The organism is Photobacterium sp. GB-72, assembly GCF_003026095.1.
In the GTDB taxonomy this organism is placed as follows: Bacteria; Pseudomonadota; Gammaproteobacteria; order Enterobacterales; family Vibrionaceae; genus Photobacterium.
This window is the reverse complement of record NZ_PYNV01000014.1, coordinates 76,576-95,169: the sequence shown is the minus strand read 5'-3', so window position 1 is coordinate 95,169 and position 18,594 is coordinate 76,576. Positions and strand designations below refer to the sequence as shown.

Sequence of the window (18,594 nt, the reverse complement as noted above, 5' to 3'; positions counted from 1 at the left end):
CAAATTAATCTAGCGACATTATACCGTTTTATTGCGGTATTTGCATTTTGTTGATTTCACCATCTCGGGTTACAACAATAAAGCCATTATCGTCTAGTGCAACAGGCGGTACAGCAATACCACTACCGTCGACTGATTCTTGAGAAACAAACTCGCCACTTTGGGTATCAAGCCAGTGTAAGTAACCTTCAGCATCACCCACAACTAAATAACCATCAATCACAGCAGGCGCACTTAGCTGGCGATATTGTAAATCAGTGTTCTGCCATAGCTCTGTACCACTACGCGCATCAACAGCAACAATATGATCTTTCGCTGTTACTAAGAATAGCTCACTACCATCAATAACAAAGTCAGTTGCTGACGAATAGTTACGTTTCCATGCGATCTGACCAGAACGAAGATCGATCGATACTAATGTGCCATTATAACCAACAGCATATAAACGATCGCCATCAATAACTGGTGACGCATCAACGTCAACTAAACGATCAATTTCTGTTGAACCTTTTGGTGACGCAATCAATTGTTGCCACAACATACGTCCATCAGACATTAATGCGCCAGCTATACGTCCATTCGCTAAGCCCCAGAACACACCACCAGAAACAGCAACCGGTGAACTATCACCTCGTAATGTCAAGGTTGGAACTTCATTGCTGACTTGCCATTTAGAAACGCCCGTTTCAGCATCAAGTGCTTGCAGCACACCCAAGCTGGTATTAACAACAACTAAGCCATCAGAAACAAGTGGTTTTGACAGAACTTCACCAGCGACAGTGGTACGCCATACTTCCTTACCCGTCTCTGCATCAAGTGCAATGACTTTTGCATTGGCTGTACCGACGAACAGTTTACCATCACCTAAAACAAGTCCACCAGTCAACAACGCGCTGCTGTCTTTTTCTAGATCAGTTTTCCATTCAACTTTACCATTTGCTGGATTCAGTGCTTCGATTAAACCATTACGATCTGCAACGTACACTTTATCTAGCCCAACAACGGGGGTGAGTTTTGAGTAATAACCAGAAACACCGTTACCTACGCTACGGCTCCAATCTGTTTTTGGTGTGAAAGTATTATCAACCTTTGGCAATGGCGCCATTTGAATTGAATCGACTTCACTTGCACAACCCGATAGCACGCTTACTGCAACAGCAACGGCCAAAACACGTTTTAACACCTTATGCATCATCATCTGCCTTATTGCGCTAAATCATCAAGTTTCATTTGCAGCGCAGGTGACGAACCTTCCTGCTGAGCTTCTACATATGCTTCACGTGCACCAGTGATATCACCTTTTTGTAACAGGATATCACCACGCAGTTCAGCAACTTTTGACTTCCAGCTTGGCACTGTTACTTTTTTAAGCTCAGCTAATGCTTCATCAAATTTTTGTTGCTCAGCATAAATACGAGCTAAACGTGTTGTTGCCAATGGCAAAATAGCGTCATCTTTAGTGTGATTAATCACCCACTGAAGTTGCTCAACCGCACCGTCCAGATCTTTATTATCTACCTGAACTTTCGCTAGCTGTAGTGCTGTCAGTACCGCATATTGACTATCTTTATTCGCATCAATAAACGTTTTTGCTTCAGCGACTGCGTCTTTGCTGTTTTCATCAAGCGCAGAAACAACTTGTGTATAGGTGTCAGATGCAACGTGTTTTGCAACATGTACTTCAGACTGGTAGTAACGCCAGCCCCAAAGACCACCTAAACCAATCACGGCACCTAGAACAACGGCTTTGCCGTTTTCTTGCCACCACGATTTAATCGCTTCAACCTGTTGTTCTTCTGTGGCGTAGTCGTTCACTTCCTGTCCTCTCTTAAATCAATGCTGCCAGCTTCGCGGCAACCTCATCCTGTGCCATGGTCGTCTGCTCACCGCCGTGTAAATCTTTTACTACTACGGAGTTTTCAGCTATTTCATTTTCTCCAAGAACTAATGCAACCGCGGCACCAACGTTGTCAGCACGCTTAAATTGCTTCTTGAAGTTACCACCACCAAAGTTAGTCATCACTCGTAAACCTGGTACTTCAGTACGTAGTTTTTCAGCTAACTTCATACCCGCAGCTAATGTGCCTTCACCAGCTGTAACCATGTATACATCTACAGAACGACGAACCTCATCTTTTTCTAATGCTTCCATTAGTAATACTAGACGCTCAAGCCCCATCGCAAAACCAACTGAAGGTGTCGCTTTACCGCCTAGTTGTTCAACTAGACCATCATAACGACCACCACCACAAACAGTGCCTTGTGAACCAAGGCTCTCTGTGATCCATTCAAATACAGTACGGTTATAATAATCTAAACCACGTACAAGACGTTCATTTACTTGATATTTGATGCCAGCAGCGTCTAATAGTTCACATAAACCAGCAAAGTGTTCTTTAGACTCTAGATCTAAGTACTCTGAAAGTTTAGGTGCATCTTCTAGAATTTCTTGAATTGCTGCATTCTTAGTATCTAAAACGCGTAATGGATTGGTGTACATACGGCGTTTTGCATCTTCATCAAGCACATCTAAGTGTTGCTCTAAAAATGCGATTAAAGCTTTACGGTATTCTGCACGCGCTTCGAGTGAACCTATTGAGTTTAACTCTAAACGTACGTGCTCATTAATACCAAGTTCACGCCATAGACGTGATGTCATCATGATCAATTCAGCGTCAATATCAGGGCCATTAAGACCAAAGACTTCTACACCGACTTGGTGGAATTGACGGTAACGGCCTTTTTGAGGGCGCTCATGACGGAACATGGGACCAATGTACCAAAGACGCTGTTCTTGGTTATATAGTAAACCATTTTGAATACCAGCACGTACACATCCCGCAGTCCCTTCAGGACGTAGCGTTAAGCTATCACCGTTACGGTCTTCAAAAGTGTACATTTCCTTTTCAACAACGTCTGTCACTTCACCGATAGCACGTTTAAACAAATGTGTTGATTCAACAATCGGCATACGAACTTCATTGTAACCGTATGCACTGATCACTTGTTTAACTGTACCTTCGACTTTCTGCCAAAGTGGAGATTGTGTTGGAAGGCAATCGTTCATGCCTCGAATTGCTTGAATTTGTTTCGCCACGTTTATTCTCGTTAACCGCTGGGTATTAGAATCGAATATATAATTTCTTTTTGAAATAGTGAACCATGCTCACCGATATGAGCATGGTTTTTTGATTATATATCTTGTTGTTTTACATCAATGCGGTTGTTTTGATCTAACATTGATGCCTTTGCTCGAATTTTACTCTCAAGCTGATCAATCACATTGTCGTTATCAAATCGCTCTTTTTGACGAATACCGTCTTCATAAAAAGCACTCTTACGGTTACCGCCAGCAATGCCTAAGTGAGACGCTTCTGCTTCACCAGGGCCATTAACCACACAACCAATCACTGAAACATCCATTGGAACAACGATATCTTCTAAACGTTGTTCTAACTCGTTTACCGTACCGATAACATCGAACTCTTGACGTGAACATGTTGGACAAGCAATAAAGTTGATGCCACGAGAACGAATGCGTAATGATTTTAATATATCAAAACCAACTTTGATTTCTTCAACAGGATCAGCTGCAAGCGAGATACGTAACGTATCACCAATACCTTCTGATAGAAGCATGCCTAAACCTACGGCTGATTTAACCGAGCCAGCACGAGCACCACCAGCTTCGGTAATACCAAGGTGAAGGGGTTGAATAATTTGCTTCGCAAGCTGACGGTATGACTCAACAGCAAGGAAAACATCTGACGCTTTTACGCTGACTTTAAATTGGTCAAAGTTCAAACGGTCTAATATTTCCACATGACGCATTGCTGACTCGACCAAAGCTTCAGGTGTCGGTTCACCGTATTTTTGCTGGATCTCTTTTTCAAGAGAACCTCCATTTACGCCAATACGGATAGGAATGTTTTTATCACGAGCACATTCAACCACAGATCGAATACGATCTTCACGACCAATATTACCAGGGTTAATACGTAAACAATCCACACCGTATTCTGCCACTTTAAGTGCAATGCGGTAATCAAAATGAATATCAGCAACCAGCGGAATATTCACTTGTTGCTTGATCAATTTAAAAGCTTCCGCGGCATCCATCGTTGGTACAGAGACACGTACAATATCAGCACCAACTTTTTCTAATGCCTTGATCTGTGCAACAGTCGCTTCGATATCTGTTGTACGAGTATTGGTCATCGACTGAACGGCGATAGGTGCACCATCGCCAATAGGAACATTACCGACATAAATTCGGCTCGATTGACGGCGTATAATTGGTGATTCGTTATGCATTGCTCTTTCTCTACATTACTGCGGTAGCTTAAGTGTTACTGGCTTAGACGCGGAGTAACGACTTAAATCAAAAGGTTGACCTTTAATATTAATTTTAACGGCACCAGGTGCACCAAGTCGAACACGAAATGGTGCTTTACCTTCTAAATCTAATACTTGACCAGCTTTCTTGATACCAGACTCTAATTGTTTACCCGTTGCATCACGCACATCTATCCAACAATCAGCTGAAAACTTTAACTGTAACTGTGGTGCAGTTGCATCAACGACAGGTGTTACATTCGCTATTGTTTCAGCATTAGCAGTTGTATCAGTGGCTGTTGATACTGATGTTGCGGCTGTTTCAGCATTCTCAGCAGGCGTTGTTGACACTTCCGCTGTAGTACCCGTTGCAGCCGTCGATGCGGTTGTTGGAGATGAATCTGTCACAGCATCAGCAGATGTTGCCGATGCGGCGTTTTTTTGTTCTGTACTAGTTGATGCTGAGTGATCCACATCGGTATCGACTGTTGCTGGTTGAGTCGCACTAATTGATGCATCATCACCATTTAATGTCGTTACTATCGTTTCATCAGAGCCCTGCTCTTGCTTTTCATGAGCCGCGGTTTGATCTGCTGTAGTTGTTGTAGCAACTGGCGCTTGTTCTAAATGAATATTTTGCCACCACCAAACAGCGGTTACACCAACAAAAACAGCAGCAAGAATCCATGTTAATCCCATAATGCGACTATCATGTGCTTCACGTTTCGTTCGACGTGAAAAGCTTTGCATTTCTTGCGCTTTTGGCTTGGTGTGTCCACATTTGTCAAGCAAGGCTAATACAGCTTCTTCTTCCAAACCGACATATTTTGCATATGAACGCACATAGCCACGTGTAAACGTGGCTAATTGGGCTTGGTCAAATCGATTATTTTCTATGTTATCAATAACAGAAAGTCGCAACCTCAAACGGTTCGCAATATCCTTTTGTGAATAGCCTAGTTGCTCTCTAGCTTGACGGAGTACGTCACCTGGAAGCTGTGTTCCTTCTGTTATTTTTTGTTCTTCATTATTTTCAGTATTCATTGGCCAAATAATTCTGATATTGCAGAGAATCTGGGTATTTCTCTTTCAGCAAAATAGCGTACTTTTTTGACTGCGTTAAACGTCCAGCTTGTCTTTCCAACTGAATGAGCAACCACAAACTGTCTGCTGTGTACCCATATCTCTTATTAAATTTGAATAACTGTACGCGAGCATCTTTAAAATTGTTAGATTCAATTTCAACTTGCGCCAGTTGCAACATAGATCTCGGTCGGTACGGGTCATGGGAAAGCGCATTTTCAAAATAACCCGTCGCTGCTTCTAAATTACCTTGTTTACGACTACATAAGCCTGCATTTTCATAACTTGCCGAAATCAGATAATAATAAGGTTGTTCAATCGCTTTAACAAAAGCGGCAATGGCTTCATCATAGCGCCCTTCACTACACAAGAATACACCATAGTTATTCAAAACATCGCCATTTTTAGGCGAATGTTTTAATGCTTTTCGGTACATTTTCTCTGCAGCGTCTTTTTCACCAACTTTTTGATAATAATAAGCCATTGAAATTTGTGCACGGTAGTAATTAGGATCATACCTTAATGCTATTTCCAAATTTTCTCGTGCACGCTCCCACTGACCATCTTTTAAATAATTTAGCCCTAGGTTCAATCTCGCTTCTGAGGCTGCTTTGGCATCAAATTCTTTACCATTATCGACCACATCAACTGTGGCACAGCCTGTAAATAATAGGCATGACAACAGTGGATACACGCTCCATCGTACCATTTTCGCTCACCTCAACATCCATGTGAAATTGCGCAGTTATTTATAGTAGCCTGATTTTAGACCGCTTTTACTGCAATTTGTTCACCCGTATTCAATTTTGCTTGGGTACGCTTAGTACGGTCAATAACATCCCCGACTAACTGACCACAAGCCGCATCAATATCATCACCACGAGTCTTACGAACCGTTACTGTGAAATCGTATTCCATCAGTGTTTTCATAAAACGATCAATACGAGAATTACTTGGCTTTTTATATGGTGAGCCAGGGTACGGGTTAAACGGAATTAAGTTAATTTTTGCTGGCGTATCTTTTAATACTTTCGCTAATTGACGAGCATGCTCCATGTCATCATTAACATGATCTAACAATACGTATTCTACCGTTACTCGACCACGGTTCGCATTCGTTGAATTCACATAACGACGAACAACATCTAAAAATGTTTCAATATTCCAACGATCATTGATTGGCATGATTTGAGAGCGCAGCTCATCCGTTGGTGCATGCAATGAAATAGCTAAAGCAACATCAATTGTATCAATCATTTGCTCAAGGCCTGATACAACACCCGAGGTTGAAACTGTAACGCGACGCTTAGATAAACCAAAACCTAAATCATCAAGCATGATTTCTAATGCAGGGATCAGGTTTTTCATGTTCAATAATGGCTCACCCATTCCCATCATTACGATGTTGGTGATTGGACGACGACCGGTGTCTTTTTGAATACCGACTTCTTTTGCAGCACGCCATACCTGACCAATAATTTCTGATACACGTAAGTTACGGTTGAAGCCTTGTTGTGCTGTTGAACAGAACTTACATTCTAATGCACAGCCAACTTGTGAAGAAACACATAAAGTCGCGCGATCTTCATCAGGAATATAAACGGTTTCAACATCTTGATCGCCAACACGCATCGCCCATTTAATCGTACCATCCGTTGAGTACTGAGCTTCAGATACATGCGGCGCACGAATTTCAGCGACACGCTTTAATTTTTCACGTAATTTTTTATTAATATTGGTCATTTGATCGAAGTCATCACAACCGAAATGATAAATCCATTTCATGATCTGATCTGCACGGAATGGCTTCTCATTAAGTTCTTCGGCAAAGTATTTACGCAGACCTTTGCGATCGAAATCCAGCAGATTGATTTTGACAGTTGTCATCGGTTGGTGCCTCACTAAAAATGACTATTGCTGCGCCTTAATAACCAAGCTCTATCGATGGCTTAGTTATCTCGGGTTTAAGGCGCGAAATTGTACAGACTTTATGGCATGGTTTCCACACCTAGACTCTATGGTTATTTTAGTGTTGCCAATTTCAAAACGCTAGATACAACAACGGGAAGTCAATACTTCCCGTTAATAATATGATTAATCTATTTTTTCAGTGCTTCGCATTAATACCACTCACTGAATACTCATAAAATTAAAACCTTTATTCACCTCGTGGGCAAATTTCATCTTCAGCAAAGAAGTATGTAATTTCACGCGCAGCAGATTCAGGACTATCTGAACCATGTACTGAGTTATGACGCATACTTAATGCAAAGTCACTACGGATAGTGCCACAAGCCGCTTCTTCAGGGTTAGTTTTACCCATCAACTCACGGTAACGTGTAATCGCATTTTCACCTTCAAGTACTTGAACCATGACAGGACCTGATGTCATAAATGCCACTAAATCATCAAAGAAAGGTTTACCTTCATGCTCTGCATAAAAACCTTGCGCTTTCGCACTGTCTAAATGCAACATTTTAGCCGCAACAATATTCAAACCTGCATTTTCAAAACGCTGATAGATTGCACCAATCAAATTACGTTTAACCGCATCTGGTTTTACAATTGAGAAAGTTCTTTCGATTGTCATTATTATATTTTCCTTTTGAGTCTTATTGCTTTCTGCGAGCCAAAAACAAATTCATGAATTTAAGTTACAGCAACAAACCTGCAATATTAGCAAGACCTAACCCTGTCGCGCCAGCAGCCCAACGCGGATCTCCGCCATCACGGAAACATGCCGCTAAATCAAAATGGATCCAACGACTATTTTCAGTGTCAACAAAGCGGGACAAAAACGCTGCGGCATTGGATGCGCCTCCCATACCACCACCTTTTTGTACACGGCTATTCGCGGTGTCAGCATAAGGTGACGGGCAATATTCCTGATGCCATTTTTCTAATGGTAATGGCCATGCGGGCTCATTTACTAGCTCGGATAACTGCTGTGCTTGTTGTAATAATGGCTTATCTAAACCAAAAATTGCATTATAGTCGCTACCTACTGCAACCATTGCTGCGCCTGTTAACGTCGCAGCATCAATAATCAGTGGTGCGCCTGTCGCAGAAGCTGCAATTAAACCATCAGCTAACACTAAGCGCCCTTCAGCATCAGTGTTAACTATTTCCACCGTAACACCATTTTTATAACTTATCACATCACCAAGCTTATAAGCGTTACCTGATACGAGGTTTTCAGCACAGCATAGGATCAACTTCACACGTTGACCTAGCCCTTGCTCTATCGCATAACCTAATGCCGCAGTAACCGTTGCAGCCCCACCCATATCGCACTTCATCGCAACCATGCCTGCGCTAGGTTTTAAACTGTAGCCACCAGAATCAAAAGTGATCCCTTTACCGACTAAACAAGCCGATACTGGCGCTTCAGGATCGCCAGTAGGATTGTAATCCACTTCAAGCATTACAGGTGGTCGCACACTACCGCGACCAACATTGTATATTCCTACCCAACCATCAGCTAATAGTTCATCGCCCACAATTTGTTGTGCATGAATATTGTCACCACCGATTTTTTTTAGAAAACAAGTTGCTTCATGGGCTAACTTCTCAGGTGACATCTCTTCAGGTGTCGCGTTAACTGTTTTACGTAGCCAGTCAGAGCAATGACGACGAGCATTTAACAGCTCTAATTCATCTTCATCAATGGAGGCCCATTGAATTTCTACTGGTGTAATCGTTGCTGCAAAACCACAGTAAAACGCCCATTGACGCTCATAGTTCCAACCGTCACCCACTAAACGTACAGCTTGTGCACCTTGTGATTGAATTTGACGACCAGCCTGCTGAATACGACGTAATGGAAAATCACTGCGATAATGAACCGTCGCGCTATCTGATTGATAGCTTAGTAGCGAATTTAATCCCCAAGGACCGTTGGACTCTTCAGTTGATAAATAAACATTGAGCATAATGAAGTCTTCCTTTCTTATTCTGATAATGCAAAAAGCCTTCTTATCGTAAGAAGGCTTTTAATTTTGAAACGGAACTTATTTAGTTAGGATGCTTGCAAGTGTTCTTACACCCATACCTGTTGCACCAGCTGACCACTGATCATTAGCACTTTTACGGAAGGTACCGCTGGCATCAATGTGCATCCAGCCTTTTTTATAATCATCAACGAAGTAAGAAAGGAATGCTGCTGCAGTACTTGCACCAGGCATAAAATCACCACTTGAGATATTGGCAAGATCGGCATAATTTGATGGCAACATGTTACGATGAAGATCGGCAAGTGGTAACGGCCACATACCTTCATTTTCTTCTGCCGCTGCTGTTAATGCAGTATGAGACAATTCCGCATCAAAGCTTAGTAACGCATGGTAATCATTACCAAGCGCCATTTTGGCTGCACCTGTTAATGTTGCACAATCAATCACTAATTCAGGGTTTTGACTGTTCGCGTAAATTAAACCATCAGCCAAGACTAAACGTCCTTCGGCATCCGTGTTTAAAATCTCGACTGTCGTACCGTTTTTATATTTAATGATATCGCCAAGTTTTAATGCACGACCTGAGATCATATTTTCAGCACAACATAGCACCAGCTTAATACGCTTGTTTAAACCTCGCGCCATCGCTAATGCTAAACCACCGGTCGCTAATGCTGCCCCCCCCATATCGGCTTTCATCGCCGTCATACCCGCTGAGGGTTTTATACTGTAGCCACCTGAATCAAATGTGATCCCTTTACCAACTAAACATGCAAACACTGGCGCATTAGCATCACCTGTTGGATTATAATCTAGGCGAAGCATCGCTGGACGATGCTCAGATCCACGACCTACAGCATGGATACCGTTCCAACCTTCATCCAATAAATCATTGCCTTTGATGATCTTATAAGTTACATGTTCTGGTGCTAACGATTTAATAAATTCACCAGCACGTGTCGCTAACTGTGACGGGCGAACTACATCTGCTGGCTGGTTAATAATTTCACGTACCCACTCAGTCGCTTTGATTCGTGCTTGTAATTCCGTTTCATCTGTCTCATTTAACGCCGACCAAACCACACTGTTACCAGGCTTAGATGTACGATGTCCTTGGATAAATGCCCACGTTCGATCTAAATCCCAGCCTTCACCTGAAAGTTCTACCTGTTTGATACCCTGAGTATCTAAACGACGGGCTGCGCGTTGGATATTAGCAAGTTGCTCATTTTCCATTAAATGAATAACAGCACCTTCAGCACTAAAGCTAAGTAAGGCATTGGCACCCCATTGTGCATTCGCTGCTTGTTGGGTGAGAGAAACAGCCATGATAGTCGACATTAAAAGCTCCTTGAATGTAGCAACTGCGCAGTGTTAAACAAATACATGCGTTATAGATAAATAGTTATGGGGGTAAAGTCCGCTGATTGCAATTAGATTTAAAAATATTTATCTACGAATAAAAACAAAAAAAGCACCTAATTCAATTGTTTCGACAATCAATTAGATGCTTACTCTATTACAACCGTTTATTCGTCTGCTTCTTCAATCCAACACATTTGAATGGCTTCTAACACTCTTTCACTGCAGTGGTTAGGATCATCATCAAAATCATCCAATGCTTGCACCCATTCACTAAGATCAGTAAAGCGAATTGTTTTGGGATCAACATCAGGGTGCTGTTCACATAGCTCAATAGCAATATCGAGCGAATCAATCCATTTCAAGCTCATCGAAATACCCTCTTATATATTGACAGATATAATAATAACAACGCTGAGATGAAAAAAAAGGCTACCTAATGGTAACCTTTTTTATAATTAGTGCGCAGCCTCAGAGGCAAGATTTAGCGTATAGCGTGGAATTTCAACCACTAAATCTTCATCAGCGACTCGAGCCTGACAACCTAGACGTGATTCAGGCTCTAGCCCCCATGCTTTATCAAGCATGTCATCTTCTAGTTCATCACTTTCATTTAATGAATCAAAACCTTCACGAATCACAACGTGACACGTAGTACATGCACAAGACTTTTCACACGCATGTTCAATTCCAATACCATTACGTAGTGCAACATCAAGCACTGTCTCACCTGACTCTGCTTCTAATACTGCACCTTCAGGGCATAGCTCTTCGTGGGGAAGTACAACAATCTTAGGCATGCTTAAACCTCATCAATAGATTGGCCAGCCAATGCTTGACGAATAGACTTATCCATTCGACGAGAAGCAAATTCTTGGCTCGCTTTATCTGTTTTCTTAATTCCAGCTTCAATAGCGCGAGAATCTGATCCCTGACGCAATTGAACTAGTTCCATCATTACTGTTTCTAATTCGGCACGCTCTTGTGTGCTCAATAAGGTATCACCATCAGCGGCAAGTGCTGCGATTAACCCTTCTAAAACACGATCTGCTTCCACTTGCTGTTCTGCCAATGCACGTGCATCTTTATCATCTTGTGCATAGGTCATTGAATCACGAAGCATAGTCGCAATTTCATCTTCAGATAAGCCATACGATGGTTTAACTTGGATAGAAGACTGTACGCCACTACTCTTTTCCATTGCTGTTACTGACAATAAACCATCAGCATCAACTTGGTAAGTGACACGAATATGAGCAGCACCCGCAGCCATCGCAGGAATACCACGTAGGGTAAATCGTGCTAGTGAACGACAATCACTGACCATTTCACGCTCACCTTGTACAACGTGAACGGACATTGCCGTTTGGCCATCTTTAAACGTGGTAAACTCTTGTGCACGAGCAACAGGAATCGTCGTATTACGAGGAATAATTTTCTCAATCATGCCTCCCATCGTTTCAATACCTAGTGACAGTGGGATCACATCAAGCAATAACATATCAGAATCAGGCTTATTGCCCACCAAAATGTCAGCTTGAATAGCAGCACCAATCGCAACAACTTCATCAGGATCGATAGAGGTTAACGGTGTTTTACCGAAGTAGTTGCCGACCATATTCCGAACCAATGGTACGCGTGTTGAACCACCAACCATCACTGTTTCAATGACTTCATCAGTGGTTATATCAGCATCTTTTAATGCACGGCGACACGCCATCAGTGTTTTTTTCACTAATGGTTGAATAAGTGCATCGAACTGCTCACGGCTAATCTGACCTTGCCAACCTAAGACATCAAGATCAACGCTATCAGCATCAGTCAACGCCACTTTTGCCGCTTGTGCCGTGTCTTGTAGCGCACGACGTTGCTGCGCTGTAAGTACCTCAGTATAACCCGCTTGTTCTAAGATCCACGTTGCTAACAAGTGATCAAAGTCATCACCACCTAATGCCGAGTCACCGCCCGTCGCTAATACCTCAAATACACCTTTAGAAAGACGTAAAATAGAAATATCAAACGTACCACCACCTAAATCGTAGACAGCAATCACACCTTCTTGACCTGAATCTAAGCCATAGGCAATCGCGGCAGCTGTTGGTTCATTAAGTAAACGAAGCACATTAAGGTTAGCTAATTTCGCTGCATCTTTTGTGCCTGCACGTTGCGCATCATCAAAATAAGCAGGGACCGTAATCACCACACCTTCAAGATCACCACCCAGCGTATCAACCGCACGTTGACTTAATGATTTAAGAATTTCAGCAGATACCTGAACAGGGTTTACATTGCCACTACGCGTAATAAGCTGAGGTAATCCATTATCCGATGCTTCAAATTGGTATGGTAGTTGCGGGTAACGTTGCTCAATATCAGCCAGTGAACGTCCCATTAGACGTTTAACTGATAAAATAGTATTGGTTGGATCTTGTTGAGCGAAAGCGCGGGCTGCATCACCGGTTAGGACTTCATTGTCACCGAAATGAACAACAGAAGGTAAAATAGCACGCCCCTCTGCATCATTTAATGTTTCTGCAACGCCACTGCGTACTGCAGCAACAAGTGAATTAGTTGTACCTAGATCTATACCCACCGCCAACTTGTGTTGATGCGGTGCAGCACTTTGACCCGGTTCAGCAATCTGTAACAGTGCCATTGTCATTCCTATCTAAATAACGCATGTGGATGATTAATCGAATAGCGACTCTTCAAGGCGCTCAACTTCATCACGCAATTTTACAATAAACTTTAATTTTCGTACGCCATCAGCCGCTTCGAGCCATTGTTCATTATTCAATAACTCAGCAAGTTGCGCCAATTGTTCTTTATACATCGCAGAAGCTTGCTGCTCAAAATCAAATAACGCACTTTCAGGATCGGATGAATCAGGAATCGCTTCTAATGCTTCGCGCAGTTCCATTTGCTGCATTAAAAAAGCCATATCTTGCAAGGTTTTTTGTTCACCACGAATATCTTCATCACGCTCAGCCAACATGTATTCGGCACGTAATACCGGATTTTTTAAGGTTTGAAATGCATCGTTAATTTGTGCAGCTTTTTGAACTGACAACAGACGATCACGTTCGGACGCTGTCGCATAATTATCAGGATGAAAGCGACGCTGTAATTCTCGAAACTGACAGGCAAGAAGGCTGTTATCCAATTCAAACTGAAAAGGTAACCCGAATAATTCGAAATGATTCATATTATGACCATTAATAAAAATTAAACCTGACGACTAACTCGCCAAAGACGATTAGCAGTCAGGTTCAACTGAAACACTAAAAACGTTTATACGTTGAAGCTTTCGCCACAACCACATTCGCTAGACACGTTAGGGTTGTTAAACTGAAAACCTTCATTTAGGCCTTCTTTGGCAAAATCCAGTTCAGTTCCATCAAGGTAAACTAAACTTTTTGCATCAACGATAATTTTAACGCCTTTTTCATCGAAGACCTGATCCCCTTCATCGAGTTCATCTACAAACTCAAGGATATAAGCCATTCCAGAACATCCTGAAGTGCGAACACCTAGTCGTAAACCAAGGCCTTTGCCACGATTGGCTAAAAAAGTCGATACGCGACTTGCTGCCGCTTCAGTGATAGTAATGGCCATACAACAAACCTCAGAAAGTTATTTTTGCTCGTGTTTCTTTTTATAATCGCTAACTGCCGCTTTAATTGCATCTTCTGCAAGAATTGAACAGTGAACTTTAACCGGCGGTAACTCAAGTTCTTCAGCAATTGCAGAGTTCTTGATTGATGCGGCTTCATCTAATGTTTTGCCTTTAACCCACTCAGTGATTAGTGAGCTAGAAGCAATTGCAGAACCACAACCGTAGGTTTTGAATTTTGCATCTTCGATAATGCCTTCTTCAGTTACTTTGATCTGAAGTTTCATTACATCGCCACATGCTGGTGCACCCACCATGCCGCTACCTACATTTTGATCATCTTTGTCAAATGAACCCACGTTACGCGGATTTTCATAATGATCGATGACTTTTTCACTATATGCCATGATAAATTTCCTCGAAAACAGTCTAGCCGCAGATTAGTGGTGCGCCCACTCAACTGTGTTTAAATCAATACCTTCTTTATGCATATCCCAAAGTGGTGACATTTCGCGTAGTTTATCTACGGCACCTTTAATTTGGGCTGCTGCATAATCAATTTCTTCTTCCGTCGTAAAACGACCAAATGAGAAACGAATAGAGCTATGTGCTAGTTCATCATTAAGACCTAATGCACGAAGTACATAAGAAGGTTCTAAACTTGCAGAGGTACACGCTGAACCTGATGATACAGCAAGATCTTTTAATGCCATTAACAGTGATTCGCCTTCCACAAAAGCAAAGCTAATGTTTAAGTTTTGGGGTACGCGTTGCTCTAAGTCACCGTTAATAGACATTTCTTCAATGCCTTCTAAACGCATTAACAAACGATCGCGTAATTTAACCGCGTGTTGATAATCTTGATCCATTTCCTCTTTCGCGATACGGAATGCTTCCCCCATACCTACGATTTGATGCGTTGGTAATGTACCAGAACGGAAGCCGCGCTCATGACCACCACCATGCATTTGCGCTTCTAGGCGAATACGAGGCTTACGACGAACATATAGTGCGCCAATACCTTTAGGGCCGTAAATTTTATGCGCTGAGAAAGAGATTAAATCAACTTTCATTGCTTGTACATCAATCGGTAATTTACCTGCTGACTGTGCTGCATCGACATGAAAAACTGTTTTGTTTTCACGGCAAAGTTCACCGATTGCTGCAATATCTTGAACCACACCAATTTCATTGTTCACGTGCATGATTGAAACTAGAACTGTGTCTTCACGCATAGCATCGCGTAGCTTAGCTAAATCAATCAAACCGTTAGATTCAGGCTCAAGGTACGTTACCTCAAAACCTTCACGCTCTAGCTGACGACATGGGTCAAGAACCGCTTTATGTTCAGTTTTACAGGTAATAATGTGCTTACCTTTTTTGTTATAAAAGTGTGCCGCACCTTTAATCGCTAAGTTATCAGATTCCGTTGCACCAGAGGTAAATACGATCTCACGAGGATCTGCATTTACTAAATCAGCGATATGTTCACGAGCAGTATCTACTGCTTCTTCTGCCTGCCAACCATAACGGTGAGAGCGTGATGCTGGGTTACCGAAGTTACCTTCCATAGTTAGGCACTGCATCATTTTCTCGGCAACGCGAGGATCTACAGGGCAAGTAGCGGAATAATCAAAATATATTGGCAGTTTCATTTTCTTCTCCGAAAACACGAACGTCTGGTCTCTAGGAGCGGACATCGACACCTATTGTGGCGCTGTCGTGTGATTTTTTATGTCCAAAAGATGCTTTGCTATTTCCTTGTAGGATTTCATCCTGACGATCAGAAATGCTTTGTACATCATTATCTTTCATCAACTCACCAAGAGTGATGTTATTTAAAAAGCCGCTAATGCGATCGCTTAGGTCATGCCATAACGTATGAGTTAAACAACGAGCACCACCTTGGCAGTCGCCTTTTCCATGACATTTGGTTGCATCAACTGATTCATCAACTGCAGCGATAACCATACCGACAGCAATATCAGATGCTTCTTCGCCTAAACGGTAACCACCGCCAGGACCACGTACACTGGTTACTAACCCTGCTTTGCGAAGACGCGAAAATAATTGTTCTAAGTAAGACAGCGATATTCCTTGGCGCTCTGAAATATCCGCTAATGGAACCGGTCCATTATGCGAGTGTAATGCAACATCTAACATTGCTGTTACCGCGTATCTTCCCTTTGAAGTCAACTTCATAACACTGCTACCTGCTTGAATATTTAAAGCAAGCTTCTCATAACCGACTAAAATGGTCAAGTATTTACCTGACTGTTTTAGTTGGTTATTAAACCATTAAGTTTAAGTGGTTATTTTTCAGTCTTTTCTAGTGTTTCTATCGTCTTTTCTACTGACGATAAAATACCGCGTAAAATATTCAACTCTTGCTGCTCTGGGCGAGCACGGGTGAATAAACGGCGTAATTTAGCCATCACTACACCTGGATGGTTTTTATTTATGAAGCGGGTTTGACGAGTGACTTTTTCGAGGTGCTCATAAAACATTTCAAGTTCTTGAGCGCGAGGATATTCTTCAACTTCCGTTTTACCCGTATACTTTTGAGAATCCAAATAAGCCATACGGACTTCATAACTTACTGTTTGTACAGCCATTGCTAAATTTAATGAGCTATATTCAGGATTTGCTGGAATATAGACATGGCAATGACACTTTTGTAATTCTTCATTAGTTAACCCTGTTCGCTCACGGCCAAAAAGAATAGCGACTGGATGCTGATTAGATTCAGCAACCACTTTGATGCCGTTCTCTCGTGGATCTAATTGTGGCCATTCAAGGGTACGAGAGCGTGCACTTGACCCAACAACAAAACCACAATCTGCAACCGCTTCATCTAATGTTTTTACAATTTTTGCGTTTTCGACAACATCAGCAGCACCTGCCGCCAATGCAATAGTGTGGCCGTCAATTTCACAGGCAGGATCAACTAATACCAAATTCGTCAATCCCATAACTTTCATTGCACGTGCAGCTGAACCGATATTACCTGGATGTGACGTACCAACAAGAACAACGCGAATTTTATCTAACATGATGAAGCAACATTCCAACAATTAACTAAAGCTGACAGATTTTAGCACAGCCATAATAAAAGTGGTGAAAACATGTGTTTTTGATAGCAGTAATTATCTATTGCTGCTATTCAATAATCAGATAACGATAATCAACACTATTTATTAGTAACTTATACGTATTACCTCGCAAAAGCGCACACTACAATCTGAACAATGTCGAAAAAATAACCACTTCCTTTTTTTTTTAGCTCTGTTATACTCGCCGCCGCTTTTTAGTTCTTTAACATCCGTTGGGAAGATCCTATGCATCCGATGCTTAATATTGCCATTCGCGCTGTGCGAAAGGCTGGTGACCATGTCATTAAATCTCTAGAAAAGCCTCAATCTATTGAGGTTGCTAATAAAGGTAATGATGTTGTTACCAATATCGATCATGAAGCTGAAGCTATCATCATCGAAACAATCCTTAAGGCTTACCCTGATCACTGCATCATTGCAGCTGAATCTGGTAACAAAGAAGGACGTGACAAAGAGTGTCAATGGATTATCGACCCAGTGGATGGCACCATGAACTTCGTTCGCGGTTACCCTCACTTTGCAGTATCAGTTGCACTACGTATGCGTGGTCGCACTGAAGTTGCTGCTGTTTACGATCCTGTACGTAACGAATTATTCACTGCAACTCGCGGTGCAGGTGCTCAGCTTAACAGCCAGCGTATCCGTTCATCACAACCTCGTGATCTAACAGGAACTGTTTTAGCAACGGGTCTTCCTTTTGCCGCTAAACAGCACGCAGAAAGCTACCTAAAAATCCAAAATGCATTATTTGCAGACTGTGATGACATGCGTCAATCAGGCTCTACTGCATTGGATCTTTGCTACTTAGCGGCTGGCCGTGTTGACGGTGTATTCAAGCTAGGTCAAAAGCCTTGGGAACTTGCTGCAGGCGAACTAATCGCTCGCGAATCTGGTGCTATCTGTGCTGACTTTACTGGTAACACTAACTACCTAACATCTGGCAACATTGTTGCTGGTAATGCGCGTGTAGTTAAGCCAATGCTTGCAAAAATCCGTGAATTCGGTAGTGACGCATTAGCAAAATAATTCACTGATTATCCAGTAAGATTACAAAACGCCCTGCTGTTATACAGCAGGGCGTTTTTTTATAACAATATTATAATTAAATAATGTCATAATTAAACAGCGTGCATTG

20 protein-coding genes are annotated in these 18,594 nt (G+C 42.0%); 1 reads left to right on the top strand and 19 read right to left on the bottom strand.

What is annotated here, in order from left to right; genetic code table 11:
* Nucleotides 1-28: 28 nt before the first annotated feature.
* The 19 genes from bamB to trmJ form a co-directional block, all read right to left on the bottom strand.
* Complete coding sequence (gene bamB, locus C9J40_RS15635; RefSeq protein ID WP_107205989.1) at nucleotides 29-1,192, bottom strand: outer membrane protein assembly factor BamB; 1,164 nt, start codon at nucleotides 1,190-1,192, stop codon at nucleotides 29-31.
* An 11-nt stretch (nucleotides 1,193-1,203) separates the two neighbouring features.
* A complete protein-coding gene (locus C9J40_RS15630) occupies nucleotides 1,204-1,815 on the bottom strand; it encodes a YfgM family protein (RefSeq protein WP_107205988.1) in 612 nt (203 codons plus the stop codon).
* A gap of 13 nt (nucleotides 1,816-1,828) precedes the next feature.
* On the bottom strand, nucleotides 1,829-3,097 hold the full coding sequence (hisS, locus tag C9J40_RS15625; protein WP_107205987.1) for a histidine--tRNA ligase: 1,269 nt from the start codon (nucleotides 3,095-3,097) through the stop codon (nucleotides 1,829-1,831).
* A 95-nt stretch (nucleotides 3,098-3,192) separates the two neighbouring features.
* Entirely contained in the window at nucleotides 3,193-4,314 is a 1,122-nt protein-coding gene (gene ispG, locus C9J40_RS15620; RefSeq protein WP_107205986.1) for a flavodoxin-dependent (E)-4-hydroxy-3-methylbut-2-enyl-diphosphate synthase, read from the bottom strand.
* A 15-nt stretch (nucleotides 4,315-4,329) separates the two neighbouring features.
* Nucleotides 4,330-5,379, bottom strand: a complete 1,050-nt coding sequence (gene rodZ, locus C9J40_RS15615) for a cytoskeleton protein RodZ (RefSeq protein WP_107247373.1) — start codon at nucleotides 5,377-5,379, stop codon at nucleotides 4,330-4,332.
* Nucleotides 5,369-6,127 (bottom strand): type IV pilus biogenesis/stability protein PilW, encoded by a 759-nt coding sequence (pilW, locus tag C9J40_RS15610; protein WP_107205984.1) that lies wholly within the window; start codon nucleotides 6,125-6,127, stop codon nucleotides 5,369-5,371. The genes rodZ and pilW overlap by 11 nt, the downstream gene beginning before the upstream one ends.
* Nucleotides 6,128-6,183: 56 nt before the next feature.
* Nucleotides 6,184-7,305 (bottom strand): bifunctional tRNA (adenosine(37)-C2)-methyltransferase TrmG/ribosomal RNA large subunit methyltransferase RlmN, encoded by a 1,122-nt coding sequence (locus C9J40_RS15605; protein WP_045148230.1) that lies wholly within the window; start codon nucleotides 7,303-7,305, stop codon nucleotides 6,184-6,186.
* 271 nt (nucleotides 7,306-7,576) lie between these two features.
* Nucleotides 7,577-8,008, bottom strand: coding sequence for a nucleoside-diphosphate kinase (gene ndk, locus C9J40_RS15600; RefSeq protein WP_107247372.1), 432 nt, complete (start codon nucleotides 8,006-8,008; stop codon nucleotides 7,577-7,579).
* Between the two features lie 64 nt (nucleotides 8,009-8,072).
* Nucleotides 8,073-9,350: an aminopeptidase PepB gene (pepB, locus tag C9J40_RS15595; protein ID WP_107247371.1), complete on the bottom strand. Its 1,278-nt coding sequence runs from the start codon at nucleotides 9,348-9,350 to the stop codon at nucleotides 8,073-8,075.
* A gap of 78 nt (nucleotides 9,351-9,428) precedes the next feature.
* The gene (gene pepB / locus C9J40_RS15590) at nucleotides 9,429-10,712 is read right to left on the bottom strand and encodes an aminopeptidase PepB (RefSeq protein ID WP_107247370.1); all 1,284 of its coding nucleotides are present in this window, start codon (nucleotides 10,710-10,712) and stop codon (nucleotides 9,429-9,431) included.
* A gap of 188 nt (nucleotides 10,713-10,900) precedes the next feature.
* A complete protein-coding gene (gene iscX / locus C9J40_RS15585; protein WP_107205981.1) occupies nucleotides 10,901-11,104 on the bottom strand; it encodes a Fe-S cluster assembly protein IscX in 204 nt (67 codons plus the stop codon).
* 87 nt (nucleotides 11,105-11,191) lie between these two features.
* Entirely contained in the window at nucleotides 11,192-11,533 is a 342-nt protein-coding gene (fdx, locus tag C9J40_RS15580; protein ID WP_005369292.1) for an ISC system 2Fe-2S type ferredoxin, read from the bottom strand.
* 2 nt (nucleotides 11,534-11,535) lie between these two features.
* Nucleotides 11,536-13,389, bottom strand: coding sequence for a Fe-S protein assembly chaperone HscA (gene hscA, locus C9J40_RS15575; protein WP_107247369.1), 1,854 nt, complete (start codon nucleotides 13,387-13,389; stop codon nucleotides 11,536-11,538).
* A 33-nt stretch (nucleotides 13,390-13,422) separates the two neighbouring features.
* Nucleotides 13,423-13,938: a co-chaperone HscB gene (gene hscB / locus C9J40_RS15570; RefSeq protein WP_107247368.1), complete on the bottom strand. Its 516-nt coding sequence runs from the start codon at nucleotides 13,936-13,938 to the stop codon at nucleotides 13,423-13,425.
* Between the two features lie 86 nt (nucleotides 13,939-14,024).
* Nucleotides 14,025-14,348 (bottom strand): iron-sulfur cluster assembly protein IscA, encoded by a 324-nt coding sequence (gene iscA, locus C9J40_RS15565; RefSeq protein WP_005369297.1) that lies wholly within the window; start codon nucleotides 14,346-14,348, stop codon nucleotides 14,025-14,027.
* 18 nt (nucleotides 14,349-14,366) lie between these two features.
* Nucleotides 14,367-14,753, bottom strand: coding sequence for a Fe-S cluster assembly scaffold IscU (iscU, locus tag C9J40_RS15560; RefSeq protein ID WP_006646316.1), 387 nt, complete (start codon nucleotides 14,751-14,753; stop codon nucleotides 14,367-14,369).
* 33 nt (nucleotides 14,754-14,786) lie between these two features.
* A complete protein-coding gene (locus tag C9J40_RS15555) occupies nucleotides 14,787-16,001 on the bottom strand; it encodes an IscS subfamily cysteine desulfurase (RefSeq protein WP_107247367.1) in 1,215 nt (404 codons plus the stop codon).
* Between the two features lie 31 nt (nucleotides 16,002-16,032).
* Nucleotides 16,033-16,548 (bottom strand): Fe-S cluster assembly transcriptional regulator IscR, encoded by a 516-nt coding sequence (iscR, locus tag C9J40_RS15550; protein WP_107206458.1) that lies wholly within the window; start codon nucleotides 16,546-16,548, stop codon nucleotides 16,033-16,035.
* Nucleotides 16,549-16,658: 110 nt separating this feature from the next.
* Entirely contained in the window at nucleotides 16,659-17,399 is a 741-nt protein-coding gene (gene trmJ, locus C9J40_RS15545; protein ID WP_107205978.1) for a tRNA (cytosine(32)/uridine(32)-2'-O)-methyltransferase TrmJ, read from the bottom strand.
* A 285-nt stretch (nucleotides 17,400-17,684) separates the two neighbouring features.
* Here trmJ and suhB point away from each other — a divergent pair, with 285 nt between their 5' ends.
* On the top strand, nucleotides 17,685-18,485 hold the full coding sequence (gene suhB, locus C9J40_RS15540; protein WP_107205977.1) for an inositol-1-monophosphatase: 801 nt from the start codon (nucleotides 17,685-17,687) through the stop codon (nucleotides 18,483-18,485).
* The last annotated feature ends 109 nt before the right edge of the window (nucleotides 18,486-18,594 follow it).